Here is a 14233-nt window from a genome sequence, read left to right on the forward strand (position 1 = left end):
ACAGTGTCTATTATAACGCGTGACAAGTCTCGAAACCTCCGTGTCAGCACGCAAATCCGTCCCCGTCAAATCTTGGCCGTGAGACCGATCCAGGTCGACAACGTGAAGGTGCCCCTCGGTGGTTTGCTCGCCTACTACACGACTCTGGATACCACGGGGGCGGGTGGCTACATCTACGCACTCGACGGCGTGATGAACGCTGAAGGTCACGAATCTGGTGACACCTGGACGTTCGAGGGCATCACGTTCCACATCGAGTTCGTCGGCATCAACCGCGGCGAAATGCAGTTCGACGGAGAGCGACACACGCTGCTCGAGGTCGCGGGTGACTGACCGCAGCACAGAATCGACTAATGGCCGTCCTTCGGGGCGGCCGTTGTCGTTAAGGCGCTTCTCCGACCACGACCCGATCCTGTGTCACAAGTGCATGAGAGGCAAGCTCACCCACGACCTCACCGACGACGAGCGACGCGAACTGGCAATCGACCTGTGGCGTCAAGGCTTTTCCATCGACTACCTCGCCCACAAATACGGGCTGACGCCACGAACTGAAGAGAGAACCGCATGAACCTCGAATCCACGTTGCTTGACGACGTGTTCGACGCCTCCTGGCTAATGCAGCAGCACTACGACCCGGTTCGCTACGTCGTCAACGGCGTAATACCCGAAGGGCTGACCATGCTTGTGGCAGCCCCCAAAATCGGGAAGAGCTGGATGGTGCTCGGCCTTGGTCTGGGACTCGCAGACGGCTCCGACGTGTTCGGCACGATCCCTGCCGGCGATCAACGTCCGACCCTCTACCTTGCGCTCGAAGACGGTCCGCGTCGCTTGCAGTCCCGACTTCGTGCGCTTGGAGCTTCCGCCCCGTCACACAACCTGATGTTTCTGACCACAGTACCCAAGGGCGACATCGTTGCTGCAGCGACCGAGTTCGTCGGTATCCACGCGGGACGAGCGCCCATCGTGATCATCGACACTCTCGGCAAGGTCATGCCTCCCGCCGTTGGTGGCGAGAGCGCGTATGAACGTGACTATCGCGTCGGCTCCGCGCTGAAGGCGATTGCGGACTCGGTTCCCGGCGCGTCGGTGATAGTTGTGCACCACTCTCGCAAGGCGGATGCATCTGACTTTCTTGACGCCGTGAGCGGCACACAAGGACTTGCCGGTAGCGCCGACACAATCCTTGTTCTCAAACGCGAGCGCCACGAAAAGTCCGCAACTCTTCACGTGACTTCCAGGGATGCGGCAGAAGGCGAGTACGCATTGCGTATCGAGGGCAACGGAACATGGGTTCTCGACGGCGCAGATCTAGAAGAGGCTTCGTCGCGGGCACAACTCAACCGCTCGACGGCGGGCGTCGGAGATCGGATGGCTGAAGTCATCGCGAAGATCGACCAGTATCCCGAAGGTGTAACGCCACGAGATCTCGCGCCGCTCCTTGGGATGAGCAACGACGAGGTGGGTAAGTATCTTCGGCGTGCTGCGGAGAGTGGACGCGTGCTGCGAACGGCACGGGGGCGCTACACCCCTGTCCGAAGTGTCCGTTTGTCCGAAGCGCAAGACCTATTCGGACATTCGGACGGTTCGGACACGCCTCACCAGCGGCTGCCTGAAGAGCCTGACCGAAGGGGCGAGCGGTGAAACGCGTTCCAGGCGCCTGCCTAGACTGCGACGCCTATCAGACACTCGAAGAACACTCCCCCGGCGTCTTCGTATTGAGAATCCTTCACGACGTCACCTGCCCCACGCTCGCTGTCATTGAGGGGCGGAACATTTGATGGATGCAGTCCAACCGTGGGCGATTCGAGAAGACGAAGACGGTTCCATCACAGGAGTCGACCCGGACGGATTCAGCGCGGACGCGAAACGGATCTGCGCTGGCCTCATGGTCGACGACGGCGAATATCTGGGCACCAAATGGTGGGTTGAGCTTCAGCAAAGTACATCCACCGCGTATGCCCGTGCCGTCGCTGACACTGCTGTCGCCCAGTTGGCGTCTCAACTACTCCACAGCACTTCCCTTGGCGACCTCACCCACCAGCTCGCCAACCTCAGAAACCTCATCATCATCTACCGGCATGCACGACCCGAAAGCCAGAACCAGCTTTGGGAACAGACGCCGACCACCGAACAAGAAAGCGAATGACAATGCCGCTCACCCCGGAATACACACCTCAGCACCAGAAGTCCATCGACGCCTACACGGTCTACGAGCGCCAGCTCGAACAGATTCGCCTCAACGGTGAACTGTCTGCCGCTGGAAAACAGAGCGCGATCGCCGCCCTATGGGGACGCACGGCGAAAGCTCAGACGGCAGCGCAGGCCGAACTAGTGGCAGAGCGCACGCAGAAGCAGTCAGAGCTGCAGCGCAAAGTGTATGGTCTTCGGCCGAACGCCACCCCTGCGGAACTGACCTTGTATCGGAGCGCCGTAGAGCAGGCCAGCACGGTAACCAACCCTTCTGAAGCAATAGCCCAGATCAAGTCAGCCGCTCTTAGCGGTGACACGATCCTGGCAAAGGCAATGGTAGCGAAAGCGATCGAGATCGCACACTCAGTGCCAATTCCGGGGATGGCTGCGCCTTGGGCTGATGTAGTGAACGCGTACACAGAAACCAACCCTGCTGATGAGGCAAGCGTCGAAGCGCTGTGGAATTCGAACTCGACGAGTTCCAACTTCGCCTCAGACGCAGCATTCGCGACCCCACCGAAGCCGGCTGAAGTGCAGAATTGGCCCGAATCCGAACTCGTTCGACTGGCGGACTAACTTCGAGCTGCGATCCACGCCACCTGTTAGTCCGCCGACAGACAGGGTGGTGTCGTGCCAATCTCCCGGTCGCGGCACCACCCGATGACTACAAGGAAGCCAATACGATGATGACTTGTTTGGATGACCCGTTCAGCCCCATTTCCGCCGAGGACGCGGTTCGCGAACTGGGCGCCCTCGCGCGCCGACTGACGGTGATTGCGGCAGCATTCTCCGCAAACATCACCCCTTCGATTGAAGATACCGCTCGATGCGGTCGAGACGGTCTGTGTTGCGGTCTACCTGCTCAGCAATCTTGACCTGCGTTTGAGCAATCGTCTGAAGCGCGCCTTGTAGTGACACCAGACTGTCGCGAAGCCAAGGCTCAATCCCTGGTTGATTGGGATGCCAAGTCTTGCCGGAATGAAAGCTGTGAAAGGCCGCTACGGCCTGAACCGAACTGTCTGCAGCTGCCTTCAACCGTGACATGACCGCTCCCTATTTGTAATCGATCCGATTTCCGCAGGCTATCGCCTGTCGAAACCATGCAGAGGGAGAAACACGCATGACCGAATTCAACACCAATCCAGTGGTGTGGTGCTGTCCCTGACGTACGAGTCAAACCCGCCAGAACGTTCGCCACGTGAAAAAAGAGTTGGAGGGATACTCCCCAGTCAGCTGCAAGAAGCGCTCGCGACGCCATCTCAATCGCATCATCGCTCGCCACAGCCACAAGCCGAACGCGGTCATATACAAGACGAAAGCAGCCCACAGGGCAATGGTGCCGTCAACAGGCCATGCGATCGAAGGGTTGAACAGTTGAGCAATGCCTACCCCAAATCCGGCGCCTGCCCCCACGGCCAACGCCACTACGCCGATCGCGCACACCGTATAGCCAGGGACCTCTTCCGCAATCACGATCTCCGCGCTTAGGTTTCTGACCACTCGAGTGAGAGCGACCCGCTCGCTGCCGTGCGGCAACGAGCCCACGGTATTAGCTAGTCGGTCGAGCTTCTCCCAGTACACCTTCATCCGCCTCGTGCCAGTAGCAGATGCGATAACCGTCACCAGCGTGATGCACACAGCGAGCCATGCGGGCCAGTCTCCGAGTTCCACGTTTTCCCAATCCGTGCACCAAAAGCACACCCCCGGTCTCTATCGACACCGACCCAGGTCCCGTAAGCCAGACCAATCCGAAGAACGGAAACAGACCATGTACCGACCCGTACCCAGAAAGGCAGCTCCCCATGTCCGTGTGGATTGCTAGCGTCGACCAGACCACGGGAGCCATGCCAGCCCTCGTGACGCAATGGCTCGACAAGAGGTACGGCACCCGCCGGCCACTCTCCGGCCGCTACTACGGCGCCGCCAACCATGCACTTTCCGTTGGCACAGTCGGCACCGCCACATTGCGTGCCATTCCGTTCCATATCTCAATAGCTGCCGCGTTCAACGAAATCAGCATCGAGGTGACCACAGCAGCTGCCTCGACCAACGTCCGGCTCGGAATATACGCCAACGACACCACCAGAGACTGCCCCGGCGCCCTCATCGTGGACGCCGGCACCGTAGCCGCGACCACCACAGGGGTGAAGGCACTAACCATCAACCAAACCCTGCAGCCCGGCCTGTACTGGCTTGCATCTGTCGCTCAGGGCGGCAACCCAGAGCTCCGAACCCTTGTCGGGTCATTAGCGCCAGTAGCCGATACGGCATTCGCCACGACACCAACCCTCGAACCCAACTGCTACTTCATGGGCGGGGTCACTACGGTCCTCCCCGCATGGTCCGGCGCAACGCCGACCGCCAGCTCGGGCGCCCCCAAGATCATGTTGAAAGCATCGTGAGGATCACAAGTGCGTACTGTCCCGAACACGCGCTCTAACCCATCGAACAAGATTCGAAAATCCGGGCAACCGCCCACGCTCAAGGGGGGGGGGGGGGATACCCCTAACCCCGCACCACGCCGGGACCGCCGGGGAGCCCGAAAGGACGTTTATGCGTCCTTCGGTCTCATTTTTGTACGCATGTTCGAATATTGGAGGTCAACGATGGTTGACAATTTGGGTAAACATCCGGTCCCGGCCACGCCGCGATCGTTGGAGAAACGGGGGCGTGCACTGTGGCGCACGTTGTTCTCTGGGTTTGAGTTTGACCTGGAAGAGCGGGACATGGTGCACGAGTTGTGTCGCACCTTAGACACGATCGACGCACTTTCTGGGCGGATTGATGCGGATGGGACCATGATTACCGGTTCTACGGGGCAGTTGGTGTTGCATCCGGCGGTGGCTGAGCGGCGGCAGCAACAGACGAGTTTTGCCCGCATGTTGCAGATGCTGAATCTCCCGGAGGCGGAGGGCGGAGTGGCAATGGAGCGTGCAACATCGTCGCGTGCGAGGGCTGCTGCTGATGCTCGGTGGAGCAAGGGAAGCAGGAAACGTGCCTAGACGACGACGGGGCACAGGTTTGCAGGGTGCAGGGTCCGCGCCGGCCGAGCTGGTCGACCCGGAACACCGCGTGTGGGGCTCTGTGCGCTCAACTGAAGCGTGGTACGTGTCTGTTGGGGTGCGCGTGCATGAGCCGTCGACTGACGGCCCCTATTCTCGGCATCGTCAAGCAGTAGAGGCGTGGGCGAGGGCTAAGGGGCTCGTGCGCTACTACGGCGAGAACTTGACTTCGTTTCCTGATTGGGAACTGTTGCGCGCGGCGGGTATCCCAGCCACGAACGGACGAGCGATCCAGGAGCGGTTTAGGAGGATCAATGCCTAGACGGCGTGTGCGGGTTGAGCCCGTTGGAGCGTATGACGGTGAGGTCCCGCCTGAATTTCTGTCTGCGGCTGATCCGGCTTGGGAGACGGTCGACGCGACCATGCGATGGTTTGCCGCTCAGCGGCTCGGGATGCTGCATGGCGGCTGGCCTAAGGATCTGGAATGGGGGCCAGAGACGCGCCGGCTGGTGGCGGCGACGACTTGGTGCGAGGCGCACAGCGCTGACCTTAGCGACCTGGGTATGTCCGCCAATGGTGCTGGGTTCCGGCGCGAGCGGCTGAGGGCATTGGTGGTGAAGTTCGGGTAGGCGGACTAGCGAGGTTTTGGAACGGCTGAATCGGGAGATCCGGCCGTTCGTCATTTAACGGACAAACGGGAGAGAGAAGCAGATGAAGCGTCATGACAGACAGAACTACGAAGGTCACCCTGACCGCACAGGTGTCGGGGTACATCGCCGGCATGGAGAAGGCTGCCGCGGCAACCCGTAACACCGGTTCGGAGGCGGAGAAGCTTGCGCAGAAGAAGGAAGCATTCGGGCAGGTAGGCAAGTCGCTGCTTGCAATCGGCGCTGTAGCTGCCACAGGTGTGGGACTGGCGATCAAGAAATTCGCTGACTTCGACGCCCAAATGTCGCAGGTCAAAACCCTTTCACACGCGACCGCCGGCGAAATGGAACAGCTCACTGATGCGGCCCTGAACATGGGGCAGGCGATCGGGTTTTCTGCGACTGAAGTTGCCGCCGCAGAGACGGAGTTGGTCAAGGCTGGTGTCGCGGTCAAGGACATCATGGGTGGTGCGCTGAAGGGTGCGCTTGATCTTGCAGCGGCGGGTCAGATTGATGTTGCGCAGGCAACAGAAATCGCGTCGTCTGCGATGGTGCAGTTCGGCCTGTCGGGTAAGGATGTTCCGCACATTGCGGACTTGCTTGCTGCTGGTGCGGACAAGGCCCTTGGTGGTGTGTCGGATCTTGGGCAGGCGTTGAAGTATGCGGGTCCGGTTGCGGCGTCGTTTGGTATTTCGTTGGACGAAACCGTTGGCGTGTTGGCGCTGTTCGCGCAGAACGGTATCCTCGCGGATCAGGCGGGTACTGGTTTGCGTGGTGTGTTGTCGTCGCTTACGTCGCCGTCTGCTGCTGCGAATGACATTCTGACGAAGTACAAGATCAACCTGTTTGACAGTGCCGGAAAGTTCATCGGCGCTGCTGGTGCAGCCGGCCAGTTGCACGACAGGTTGGGCGGACTAACCGACCAAGAGCGCTCCTACGCCCTCGGTCAGATCTTCGGCAACCAGCAAATCACCACCGCCACCATTCTCATGAAGGCTGGCGCACAGGGTGTCCAGAAGATGACTGACGCCGTAAATGATCAGGGCTTCGCATCTGAGCAGGCTCGCGGGAAGATGGACAACCTTGCCGGTGACGTGAAGAAGCTCGGTGCGGCGTTCGATTCCGGCCTAATCAAGTCGGGTTCGGCCGCGAACGGTGAACTGCGTGGGGTTGTGCAGACAATCACCAATTTAGTTGCCGCATTCAACGACCTCCCGCCGGCTGCTCAGGGCACCGTGCTCGCAGTGGGCGCAGTCGTGGCGGCGGTGGCGCTCCTAGGCGGCGGCGCGTTGGCGTTGGTACCCAAGCTCGCAGCGTTCAAGATCGCCCTCTCTGACCTCAACACCTCCATGAAGACGGTGGGCATCGCAGGTGGTGCAGTTGCGCTTGCCATTGGAGGTCTCGTGGCGATTGTTGCTGCAGTGGCTGGGGCACAGGCTGAAGCGAAGGCGCGCACGGACGAGTTCACCAACTCGTTGGATGAGAACACGGGCGCTATAACGAAGAACACTCGAGCTGTGGCGGCGAAGCAGTTGCACGACAATGGTGCGATTGCTATCGCGAACAAGCTTGGCGTGAGTCTGAAAACGATCACGGATGCGTCGCTGGGCAACACCAGCGCGATCCAGAAGGTCAACTCGCAATTTCAGTTGTGGCAAGTCACAACTAAGGGTTCCAGCGCTGAGCTGACGCAGAACGGCATCCTGTGGCAGGACTTGCTGGGGAAGATTGGTACGACCTCCGGCACCCTGAAAGCTTCGCAGCGAGATTGGCAGAACAACCAGAAGGCGGTCGGCGACGCATCGGAAACGACGGACGCGGCGGCCGGTTCGATTGAGGCACTCGCGGCCGAAACGGACAAAGCGTCCGCAGCTACTGACGCGTTCAACAAGGCGCTTGCTGGTCTTGGTCAGGTGAACTTGGACGCGTCCTCCGCGAACATCAAATACAACCAGTCGTTGGCCGATGCTGCTGCGGCTACGGCTGAGGTCGGTCAGGGTCTAGACGAGACAACCGAAGCAGGTCGTAAGAACATGTCTGCGCTGAATGACATCGCTTCGTCGGCCGTGAGTCTGCTTGCTGCACAGCAGGCTGCCGGTACGTCAACAGAAACGTTGACAGCGAACATGGGGGCCGCACGGCAGGCCTTCATTGACGCTGCTGTCGCGGCGGGTGCTACGACAGACCAGGCGAACAAGCTCGCCGATCAGTACGGTCTGATCCCCGCCGATGTGAGTACTGCATATCACACGTCTGGTGCTGATGCTGCGATCCTTGCTGCTCAGCAGTTGAAGGCTGCGCAGGATGCGATCGAGCGGAACATTCAGATTCGTGTGACCACGATCAACACGAACGCCACGAACCCTGCAACCGACTTCGGTTTGGGTGACGGCGGCATCCACCGTGCTGGTGGTGGACTGTTGCCGGGTGCTCCGTCGAGCAAAGACAACATGCGGATCAACGCAGCGTCGGGTGAGTTTGTGGTGAACGCGCGTGCTACGTCGCAGAACCTTGCCCTGTTGAACGCGATCAACTCGGGTCAAAGCCCGTACGCAGTTCCGGTCTACTCACCGGCACCTTCCCGGGCGTGGTCGGAGTCGGCTGGGTTCGGTCCTGGTAGTGGCGCCGTCAGCCTCTCTCTCGCAGGAGCAACGATTACGGCAACGCTCGACGGTCACCCAATCCAGCTGATGATTCACGATCAGATCGTGACCGCACAGCAGTCCGAATCTAGGACCGCTGCACGCGGATATAGAGGGGCATAGCGAGGCGCGCGGCGTGGCTCTAGCGATTGACCATCTGCCAGTTGATCGTGTGAGCCACACCCGCCCCGATAAGGGTTAGCACGCCCGCCCTTGCGACGGCGTATCGAACTGGCTTTCTGTCCACTCGATCGTTAGAACATACGTTAAGAGATCGAGGGCCTACTTTTCCTCATCGGCACTCGGCTGATGCGACGGGCTTGCCGTCTTGTCCACCGTCGGCACAGACGAACCCCCGCCGCTTCCTGCTCCGCCGGTCAAGCCTTCTTCCAAGTGGGATGTCCGACCCTTCTCCACCCCGTCACTCTGTTTGTCATTGCTCATTATGTATTTCCTTCGGGTTTGGGCCATTGAGGCTCGAGGAATTCGACAATCGCGCCATCCGGAATTCGAATCCATACGCCGCGACTTGTCGGCAGCATATCGCCAAACGCTCCAGTGTCGTCGACCACGAACTGATGACTTAGGTAGAGATCGCGTGGCTCAGGATACGTGCTGATATAGGACCCTTCCCCGAAATAGCCTCCGACGAATCGCCCGCCCGGAAGTCGGACCCGGACCATGTGTCCGTCGTTGCGCGTGAAGGCCGCGTCCCACGCGGTAGGGGTTGACCGGTACAGCCATTTCCACGAATGCTGAGTGTTTCCGGAGCTGTCCTTAAAGGAGCGTCGGCGAAGGTTGAAAACCAAGGCCACGATGGCCGGCACAATTATGCCAAGCAGCAACAGGCTGCAGCCCAATCGAATTGGATCGAGGATCGTTAGGGATCCGTCTGTACCGACCTTGACCAGATCAGCAAACCACCTACCTAGAATGATGAGATAGACGGAGTCTAAAATCACCGAGACGACTAGTGCCTGAGCTATTCGCGAATCTAACTTCTGGTCATCTGCGCGGAATCCACGAATTGAGGTGCGAACCAGCGCGTAAACGAGCCCGGGCACTACGAGGGTGATGAGCACCACGAGTGCGAACGCGGTCTGTGGTATCGGCACCGAATCCTCCTAGCTCGTCCGGCAGGGCTCGCCGCCCGACGGAACAAACATGGCACAAGATGGGCCGGCTTTCGACTTCATCTGTCTCCGGTAGCCCAAACCTCCCTTATGTTGTGCCCAACTCGCCTTTCGGTCGTGACGAGTGTGACAGCGCGGGGACAGCCGTGGCGGGTTGTGCTGCAGCGGGCCGTTGCACTCGCGGACTATAGCAACCCCTTGGCGATTCGCATCCCAGTCAAGAACCATGTGCCTGCGTAGGAAATCTTGCGCATGCCCCTATGCTCGTACAACTCGCCAACGAAAATCAGTGCTCGGCAGGCGAAGTCAGAAGCGGTACTCGTGTCGCGACATCGTTGGTCGCGCCCGCGTATGTTGATACGAACTTGACGTGGACTACGGGTCCGATGACTGCTTCGATACGAGCAACCAGGTCATCGGGGTCTTCGGCAGGGGAACGCACGACGATCGCTCCGTCATGGCCAACGCGGGTCACGGTCGCCTCGTACTCCTGCATGCAGCGAGTGTAAACACTCTCTACTTCGCCGGGTGCGGGTTAGGTGGACCCTTCCAGTAACCGGCGGGGTTGTCATTGTCATACAAGACCAGGTTGTCTGCACGCTCGAGAGAGTCACACACCGCCATCAGCCGGCGCTTCGCAGGGTCTAGATCCCACTGCACCAGCAGGTACTTGTCGACACCTTTACGATCCGTGAACCGTTGGATCACCGCTTTGGGCAGCACCTTGTCGTTCCGCATCACCAGCCAGGTGTCGCGGTCATAGCGAATCGGCTTTCGGTCCACACGAACATTAGAACATACGTTCGAATGTCTAGCGATTGTGTGGGTGCTTGAGGCCCTGGCTGTATTGCGGAAAATCATCAACGAATGAGAACAGCGAGTCGCCAAAGCTACTGTCTCTGCGAACCGTCGACACGAGATGCGCGAGGACGGCGAACCAAGCCCAGGGTGTCTGGTGATAGATCGACTTGTCATAGTCGACGCGCAAAGACTTCAGAACGAACGGCGGCACGGTGGGCACACGGTTCCAAATGCGCCCGTGGTGAGCACACACGTTCCGCAATACGGACATCGAGCGGAGAGTCGTATCCAAGCGCGTCGATGTGCCCAGCTCGAATTCTTTCGCCATCTGTTCGCGTATGGGTTCATCCGCGAGCAGGCGATACATCTTTGATACCGTGCCGAAGCTCAGCGCCTCGACCGCTGTCCAGATGGGGATAGGAATCCCCATCGATCGATAACGGGTGACAAACCGCTCTTTCGACCGGTCAAGCTCAGCCGCGATCGACTGCAGAAGTCGCGCACGCTGATCAGTACCGCCGCCGTCCACTTCGCTGCGATACGTTGCCGTCATCAGGTAGCACTGCTCGCCTGCCTCACATATTGCAAGCCGATAAGCGAGACGGGACCGTACAGCGATCTCAACCTCACTCAGCCCCTCAAGAAGAATGTTCCTCAGCTCTAGGTCAAATCGATACACGTTCATTACGTCGACCATCGCGGTGCCTGACTCGTACGAGTCGTCGCCGTCCTGAGGTGCACGTTGGAAATATCGCCAGTAACCCGAAAGTCTGTAGTAGTTATGGCTGTATAGAACCAGCATGTCGCTTTCGCCGGCCTGAAGTCCCCTGTGCCTCACAAGCGCGAGCTGCTCGGGGAGGGTCAATGGCGGCTTTGGCATAGTCAGAGCCTAGGCGACAAAAAAGTCCCCCCGGTATTGAGGAAGCCGAAGCTCTAGCCCTGGGAGGATCTGTTACCACTAGCTTACCAGTGACCAGTCACTATCGCCAACAAAACTGCAATTCTGGTTATCCGACCGTTCGTTCATTGTCGTACTCAATCCCGGATGGATCCGTAAGACGCCCAACGCTGTCGAAACTAGCGATCACCCTCTCCCAATCAGAGCACGCCTCAACCGCGAGCCCACGGTCACCGTAAGGACCCAGGGAAGGCACCGCGAGCATCACCCCAGACTCATCCGCAATTCGCGCCTCTCGCAATGTCGCCTCCACGAAGTAGACACCGTCCCGAACAACCACCCTCGGCATCTGACCTACCCTTCGTTCACTCAATTCTCCCAGAGATGACGACGGCACTTTCGAGTAGGGATCCGTTTGCCCGCGCCTTCCATGCGAGCTAGCGAGCCTCGTGCGCCCTTGAGCGGGAAGCAAAATCAGCGGGGTGGCATGCGGAAGCTGTCACTCGGTCGCAGACGGAGAGTGTTTCGGGAGTCTAGCCTTTGCGAAATTCAACAAACTTGGGATGAGTACGAGCGCAACCATTACTCCAACGAGGATTCCTAGTGTCACGACTGCGTCAGTAGCACTGCCGTCCTTTGCCGGCCATAGCGTCTCGATCAATGACTTTGTGAACGCGAGGCAAAGCGATAAGGCTGTGTAGACGTACAGGAGAGTGCTCACCCACGGGATGTAGCTGTATTTCCGAGTCGCGATAGTCATCTCTGCGCAAAACGCTATTGCGAGTACCGGCGTGAGTTGCGCCACAGCGACCCAGAAAGCGTGGGCGTTCTCCGGCGTTGGCATCTCGGCGAGTCTAGGGCGAATCGAGCGGAATGCACGTGGGACGCGGTATTTTCGCGACCATGGCGAGCGCGACAGCACGTGGATGTCCCGGCGCCTTCAGTCGCGCGCGTCTCAGATCGCTTCGATCTCTTCGAGCGCGGACTCGAGATATTGGCGCACCTCCCCAGTGTCCTCGAACAGCACCGTGTAGACGGCGTTGTTAGGGGCGCCGCGAATGATGAAGTACTCGAATGTCGAACCAGAGTTAGGAGCGATGATGACTCCCTCACTCCCTGCGACCCGAACTTTCGCTCCCTTTTCCATGCCATTTACCCCTTTGCTTCTTGATTGGCTCTATTCGGAAGTGACGACTGTGCCACCCATCCGAGGCCGCACCTCGGAGGATGCAGGCCCATTGATTACCCAGTTCGTGCCTACTAACTGCTCAGACCCGCCGATTTCTGATCCGATCGACTTCACCGTCGCCACCACGACATCTCGGCTTTGCGTGGACGAGTAAATGGACAGTGTCACTTCGTCGCTGCACTGGCCAGACGGAGCTGCGGAAATGATGGCGTCCGTCTGCTCCCAGCTCGGGCAGTCACCGCCTGCCTTCACGAACGCATTCTTTAGTTCGACAACCGTCCCATAACGTCCACCGTCCGCTGGCGGGCTCGACCTGGTCGCAACAGTTGGCGACGCTGAGCAGCCCGTAAGGACGAGCAAAATGCCAACAGTAAGCGCTGCTTCTCTGACACGCATTCATTCCCCCGGTTCTGATGAGCCCGATGCTACTGCCGAAGTCACTGTCTGACCCCCGAACGGGACCCAACTCCTGATCTCGTTCCCGGGTTCAGCGGTTTTGCTGGTTGTACCGGCGCGTTTGCCACGACTTGCGCGCTGCGGCCGAACGCGGAGATGCTGCCCACGGATCAGCGGATTGAGCACTCAGATGTGCCTTCACTTCGCTGAGGAAGTAGCGCCATTGCTTGCCGACCTTGAACGCGGGTATCACGCCGGTCTGCGCTTTGATTCGAGCCGTGTACACGCTCACGCCCAGATACTTGGCGATCTCGGCTGCCCCAACCGTGGGCTCAGGGGAACCCACGGAGCGGTCACCCAGCGCGCGCTCTAGTTCTTCGCGGATGATGCGGCGAAGCTCGACTTCGTTGATATCCATGCTTTGTTTTCGCACGTAAACAGGCGCAGAAGCAAGCGATGTAGGCGTGCCTACGCCTTACGGCAACGAGAGACGACGTAACTCATCATCCCGGTCACAGCCCGCAGAACCGCTAACCGTTGGTCGGACGACGCCCCTAACGGGGGCTGACAGCTGAGTCTTCATCACCACTAGTCTTTGCGGGAGCCAGAGGAATCCGATGAAGAAGTTCGCCATAGTTGTGACCGTCCTAGTCATGGCTTTATCGGGCTGCTCCGCGACGGTTCCTGTCGCAGACAAAGCGACTCCAACCGCGACAGCCACGCCGACACCGACGCCGGTCTTGATGACGGTCGACGAAGCTGGACCGTACTACCTAGCAACTGTGTGCCCGGCTAATGTCGCGGCGTCAGCCAACAACGCGGCGTACGTTGCGCAGGATCTCGCCACGATTCAGAGCACTGGTGCTGCTGCACGCGATGCGTACCAGTCGCAAATTAAACAGTTCACTGATCCGATGAAGGTCTGGCCGGCGAACGTCGCAGCGGATATCAAGACGTTGGTCGATTCCGACTTCCAGACTGTTTCGCTGTTGGACTCGGTTGCTCACGCTGCGTCTCTTGATGTCGCGAACACGATCCTTTTCCCAGACGAACCCAATGTGCGCGCAGCTGCCCAACGAATCAGGCTCACCCTGGGGCTCTCAGCTGACACCAGCGCCGGCTGCTGACCATTCTGGGCGTAACTGCTTCAAGTCCGCGACGAGTCCGCCGCAGTCCCGATTCAGTACGAAGTCAGCCAATCAGTACCAACCACAAAATCCGCGGAATTCCGGGAAGTCGAGTACTCACAATGATCGCCAACCACCATCTGTAAGTACGAGCTGTACTTCGGCGTGTAACGTCCGCTCAGTGACGAAGAGGCCGCATCCCGACAGG

Annotated in this window: 17 protein-coding genes; 9 read left to right on the forward strand and 8 right to left on the reverse strand. The window is 59.3% G+C overall.

Annotation, left to right across the window (positions count from 1 at the left end):
• Positions 1 to 78: 78 nt before the first annotated feature.
• The 5 genes from ACFVWR_RS15385 (at position 79) to ACFVWR_RS15405 (ending at position 2766) form a co-directional block, all read left to right on the forward strand.
• The gene (locus tag ACFVWR_RS15385; RefSeq protein WP_387213854.1) at positions 79 to 333 is read left to right on the forward strand and encodes a hypothetical protein; all 255 of its coding nucleotides are present in this window, start codon (positions 79 to 81) and stop codon (positions 331 to 333) included.
• Entirely contained in the window at positions 326 to 568 is a 243-nt protein-coding gene (locus tag ACFVWR_RS15390; protein ID WP_387213857.1) for a hypothetical protein, read from the forward strand. Before ACFVWR_RS15385 ends, ACFVWR_RS15390 begins: the two co-directional genes overlap by 8 nt.
• Complete coding sequence (locus ACFVWR_RS15395) at positions 565 to 1641, forward strand: AAA family ATPase (protein ID WP_387213860.1); 1077 nt, start codon at positions 565 to 567, stop codon at positions 1639 to 1641. Before ACFVWR_RS15390 ends, ACFVWR_RS15395 begins: the two co-directional genes overlap by 4 nt.
• 136 nt (positions 1642 to 1777) lie before the next feature.
• The gene (locus ACFVWR_RS15400; protein ID WP_387213863.1) at positions 1778 to 2146 is read left to right on the forward strand and encodes a hypothetical protein; all 369 of its coding nucleotides are present in this window, start codon (positions 1778 to 1780) and stop codon (positions 2144 to 2146) included.
• A complete protein-coding gene (locus ACFVWR_RS15405; protein WP_387213866.1) occupies positions 2143 to 2766 on the forward strand; it encodes a hypothetical protein in 624 nt (207 codons plus the stop codon). Before ACFVWR_RS15400 ends, ACFVWR_RS15405 begins: the two co-directional genes overlap by 4 nt.
• A gap of 222 nt (positions 2767 to 2988) precedes the next feature.
• Here the strand turns inward: ACFVWR_RS15405 and ACFVWR_RS15410 are convergent, their stop codons facing one another.
• Both ACFVWR_RS15410 and ACFVWR_RS15415 read right to left on the reverse strand, forming a co-directional pair.
• Positions 2989 to 3234: a hypothetical protein gene (locus ACFVWR_RS15410; protein WP_387213869.1), complete on the reverse strand. Its 246-nt coding sequence runs from the start codon at positions 3232 to 3234 to the stop codon at positions 2989 to 2991.
• Positions 3235 to 3363: 129 nt separating this feature from the next.
• A complete protein-coding gene (locus tag ACFVWR_RS15415; RefSeq protein ID WP_387213872.1) occupies positions 3364 to 3861 on the reverse strand; it encodes a hypothetical protein in 498 nt (165 codons plus the stop codon).
• Positions 3862 to 3992: 131 nt separating this feature from the next.
• Here ACFVWR_RS15415 and ACFVWR_RS15420 point away from each other — a divergent pair, with 131 nt between their 5' ends.
• From ACFVWR_RS15420 to ACFVWR_RS15430, 3 genes are all read left to right on the forward strand, one after another.
• Positions 3993 to 4592, forward strand: coding sequence for a hypothetical protein (locus ACFVWR_RS15420; protein WP_387213875.1), 600 nt, complete (start codon positions 3993 to 3995; stop codon positions 4590 to 4592).
• A gap of 204 nt (positions 4593 to 4796) precedes the next feature.
• On the forward strand, positions 4797 to 5192 hold the full coding sequence (locus tag ACFVWR_RS15425; RefSeq protein ID WP_387213878.1) for a P27 family phage terminase small subunit: 396 nt from the start codon (positions 4797 to 4799) through the stop codon (positions 5190 to 5192).
• A gap of 721 nt (positions 5193 to 5913) precedes the next feature.
• Positions 5914 to 8604 carry a phage tail tape measure protein gene (locus ACFVWR_RS15430; RefSeq protein WP_387213881.1) on the forward strand — a complete coding sequence of 897 codons (2691 nt, stop codon included), beginning with the start codon at positions 5914 to 5916 and terminating at the stop codon, positions 8602 to 8604.
• 320 nt (positions 8605 to 8924) lie between these two features.
• Here the strand turns inward: ACFVWR_RS15430 and ACFVWR_RS15435 are convergent, their stop codons facing one another.
• The 6 genes from ACFVWR_RS15435 to ACFVWR_RS15460 form a co-directional block, all read right to left on the reverse strand.
• On the reverse strand, positions 8925 to 9596 hold the full coding sequence (locus ACFVWR_RS15435) for a DUF6338 family protein (RefSeq protein ID WP_387213884.1): 672 nt from the start codon (positions 9594 to 9596) through the stop codon (positions 8925 to 8927).
• A 304-nt stretch (positions 9597 to 9900) separates the two neighbouring features.
• A complete protein-coding gene (locus ACFVWR_RS15440) occupies positions 9901 to 10110 on the reverse strand; it encodes a hypothetical protein (protein WP_387213887.1) in 210 nt (69 codons plus the stop codon).
• Between the two features lie 20 nt (positions 10111 to 10130).
• The gene (locus ACFVWR_RS15445; protein WP_387213890.1) at positions 10131 to 10397 is read right to left on the reverse strand and encodes a hypothetical protein; all 267 of its coding nucleotides are present in this window, start codon (positions 10395 to 10397) and stop codon (positions 10131 to 10133) included.
• 28 nt (positions 10398 to 10425) lie between these two features.
• Positions 10426 to 11295: an Abi family protein gene (locus ACFVWR_RS15450; protein ID WP_387213893.1), complete on the reverse strand. Its 870-nt coding sequence runs from the start codon at positions 11293 to 11295 to the stop codon at positions 10426 to 10428.
• A 973-nt stretch (positions 11296 to 12268) separates the two neighbouring features.
• Positions 12269 to 12460, reverse strand: a complete 192-nt coding sequence (locus ACFVWR_RS15455) for a hypothetical protein (RefSeq protein WP_387213896.1) — start codon at positions 12458 to 12460, stop codon at positions 12269 to 12271.
• 529 nt (positions 12461 to 12989) lie between these two features.
• Complete coding sequence (locus ACFVWR_RS15460; protein WP_387213899.1) at positions 12990 to 13316, reverse strand: helix-turn-helix domain-containing protein; 327 nt, start codon at positions 13314 to 13316, stop codon at positions 12990 to 12992.
• A gap of 199 nt (positions 13317 to 13515) precedes the next feature.
• Between ACFVWR_RS15460 and ACFVWR_RS15465 the strand changes: the two genes are divergently transcribed.
• Positions 13516 to 14025, forward strand: a complete 510-nt coding sequence (locus ACFVWR_RS15465) for a hypothetical protein (protein ID WP_387213902.1) — start codon at positions 13516 to 13518, stop codon at positions 14023 to 14025.
• The last annotated feature ends 208 nt before the right edge of the window (positions 14026 to 14233 follow it).

It is taken from the genome of Leifsonia sp. NPDC058292 (assembly GCF_042880955.1).
GTDB lineage: Bacteria > Actinomycetota > Actinomycetes > Actinomycetales > Microbacteriaceae > Leifsonia.

Coding starts and splice junctions, on each gene's coding strand:
- ACFVWR_RS15395 (WP_387213860.1), top strand. CDS start 565: ATGAACCTCGAATCCACGTTGCTTGACGACGTGTTCGACGCCTCCTGG.
- ACFVWR_RS15400 (WP_387213863.1), top strand. CDS start 1,778: ATGGATGCAGTCCAACCGTGGGCGATTCGAGAAGACGAAGACGGTTCC.
- ACFVWR_RS15405 (WP_387213866.1), top strand. CDS start 2,143: ATGACAATGCCGCTCACCCCGGAATACACACCTCAGCACCAGAAGTCC.
- ACFVWR_RS15410 (WP_387213869.1), bottom strand. CDS start 3,234: ATGTCACGGTTGAAGGCAGCTGCAGACAGTTCGGTTCAGGCCGTAGCG.
- ACFVWR_RS15420 (WP_387213875.1), top strand. CDS start 3,993: ATGTCCGTGTGGATTGCTAGCGTCGACCAGACCACGGGAGCCATGCCA.
- ACFVWR_RS15425 (WP_387213878.1), top strand. CDS start 4,797: ATGGTTGACAATTTGGGTAAACATCCGGTCCCGGCCACGCCGCGATCG.
- ACFVWR_RS15430 (WP_387213881.1), top strand. CDS start 5,914: ATGACAGACAGAACTACGAAGGTCACCCTGACCGCACAGGTGTCGGGG.
- ACFVWR_RS15440 (WP_387213887.1), bottom strand. CDS start 10,110: ATGCAGGAGTACGAGGCGACCGTGACCCGCGTTGGCCATGACGGAGCG.
- ACFVWR_RS15450 (WP_387213893.1), bottom strand. CDS start 11,295: ATGCCAAAGCCGCCATTGACCCTCCCCGAGCAGCTCGCGCTTGTGAGG.
- ACFVWR_RS15455 (WP_387213896.1), bottom strand. CDS start 12,460: ATGGAAAAGGGAGCGAAAGTTCGGGTCGCAGGGAGTGAGGGAGTCATC.
- ACFVWR_RS15460 (WP_387213899.1), bottom strand. CDS start 13,316: ATGGATATCAACGAAGTCGAGCTTCGCCGCATCATCCGCGAAGAACTA.
- ACFVWR_RS15465 (WP_387213902.1), top strand. CDS start 13,516: ATGAAGAAGTTCGCCATAGTTGTGACCGTCCTAGTCATGGCTTTATCG.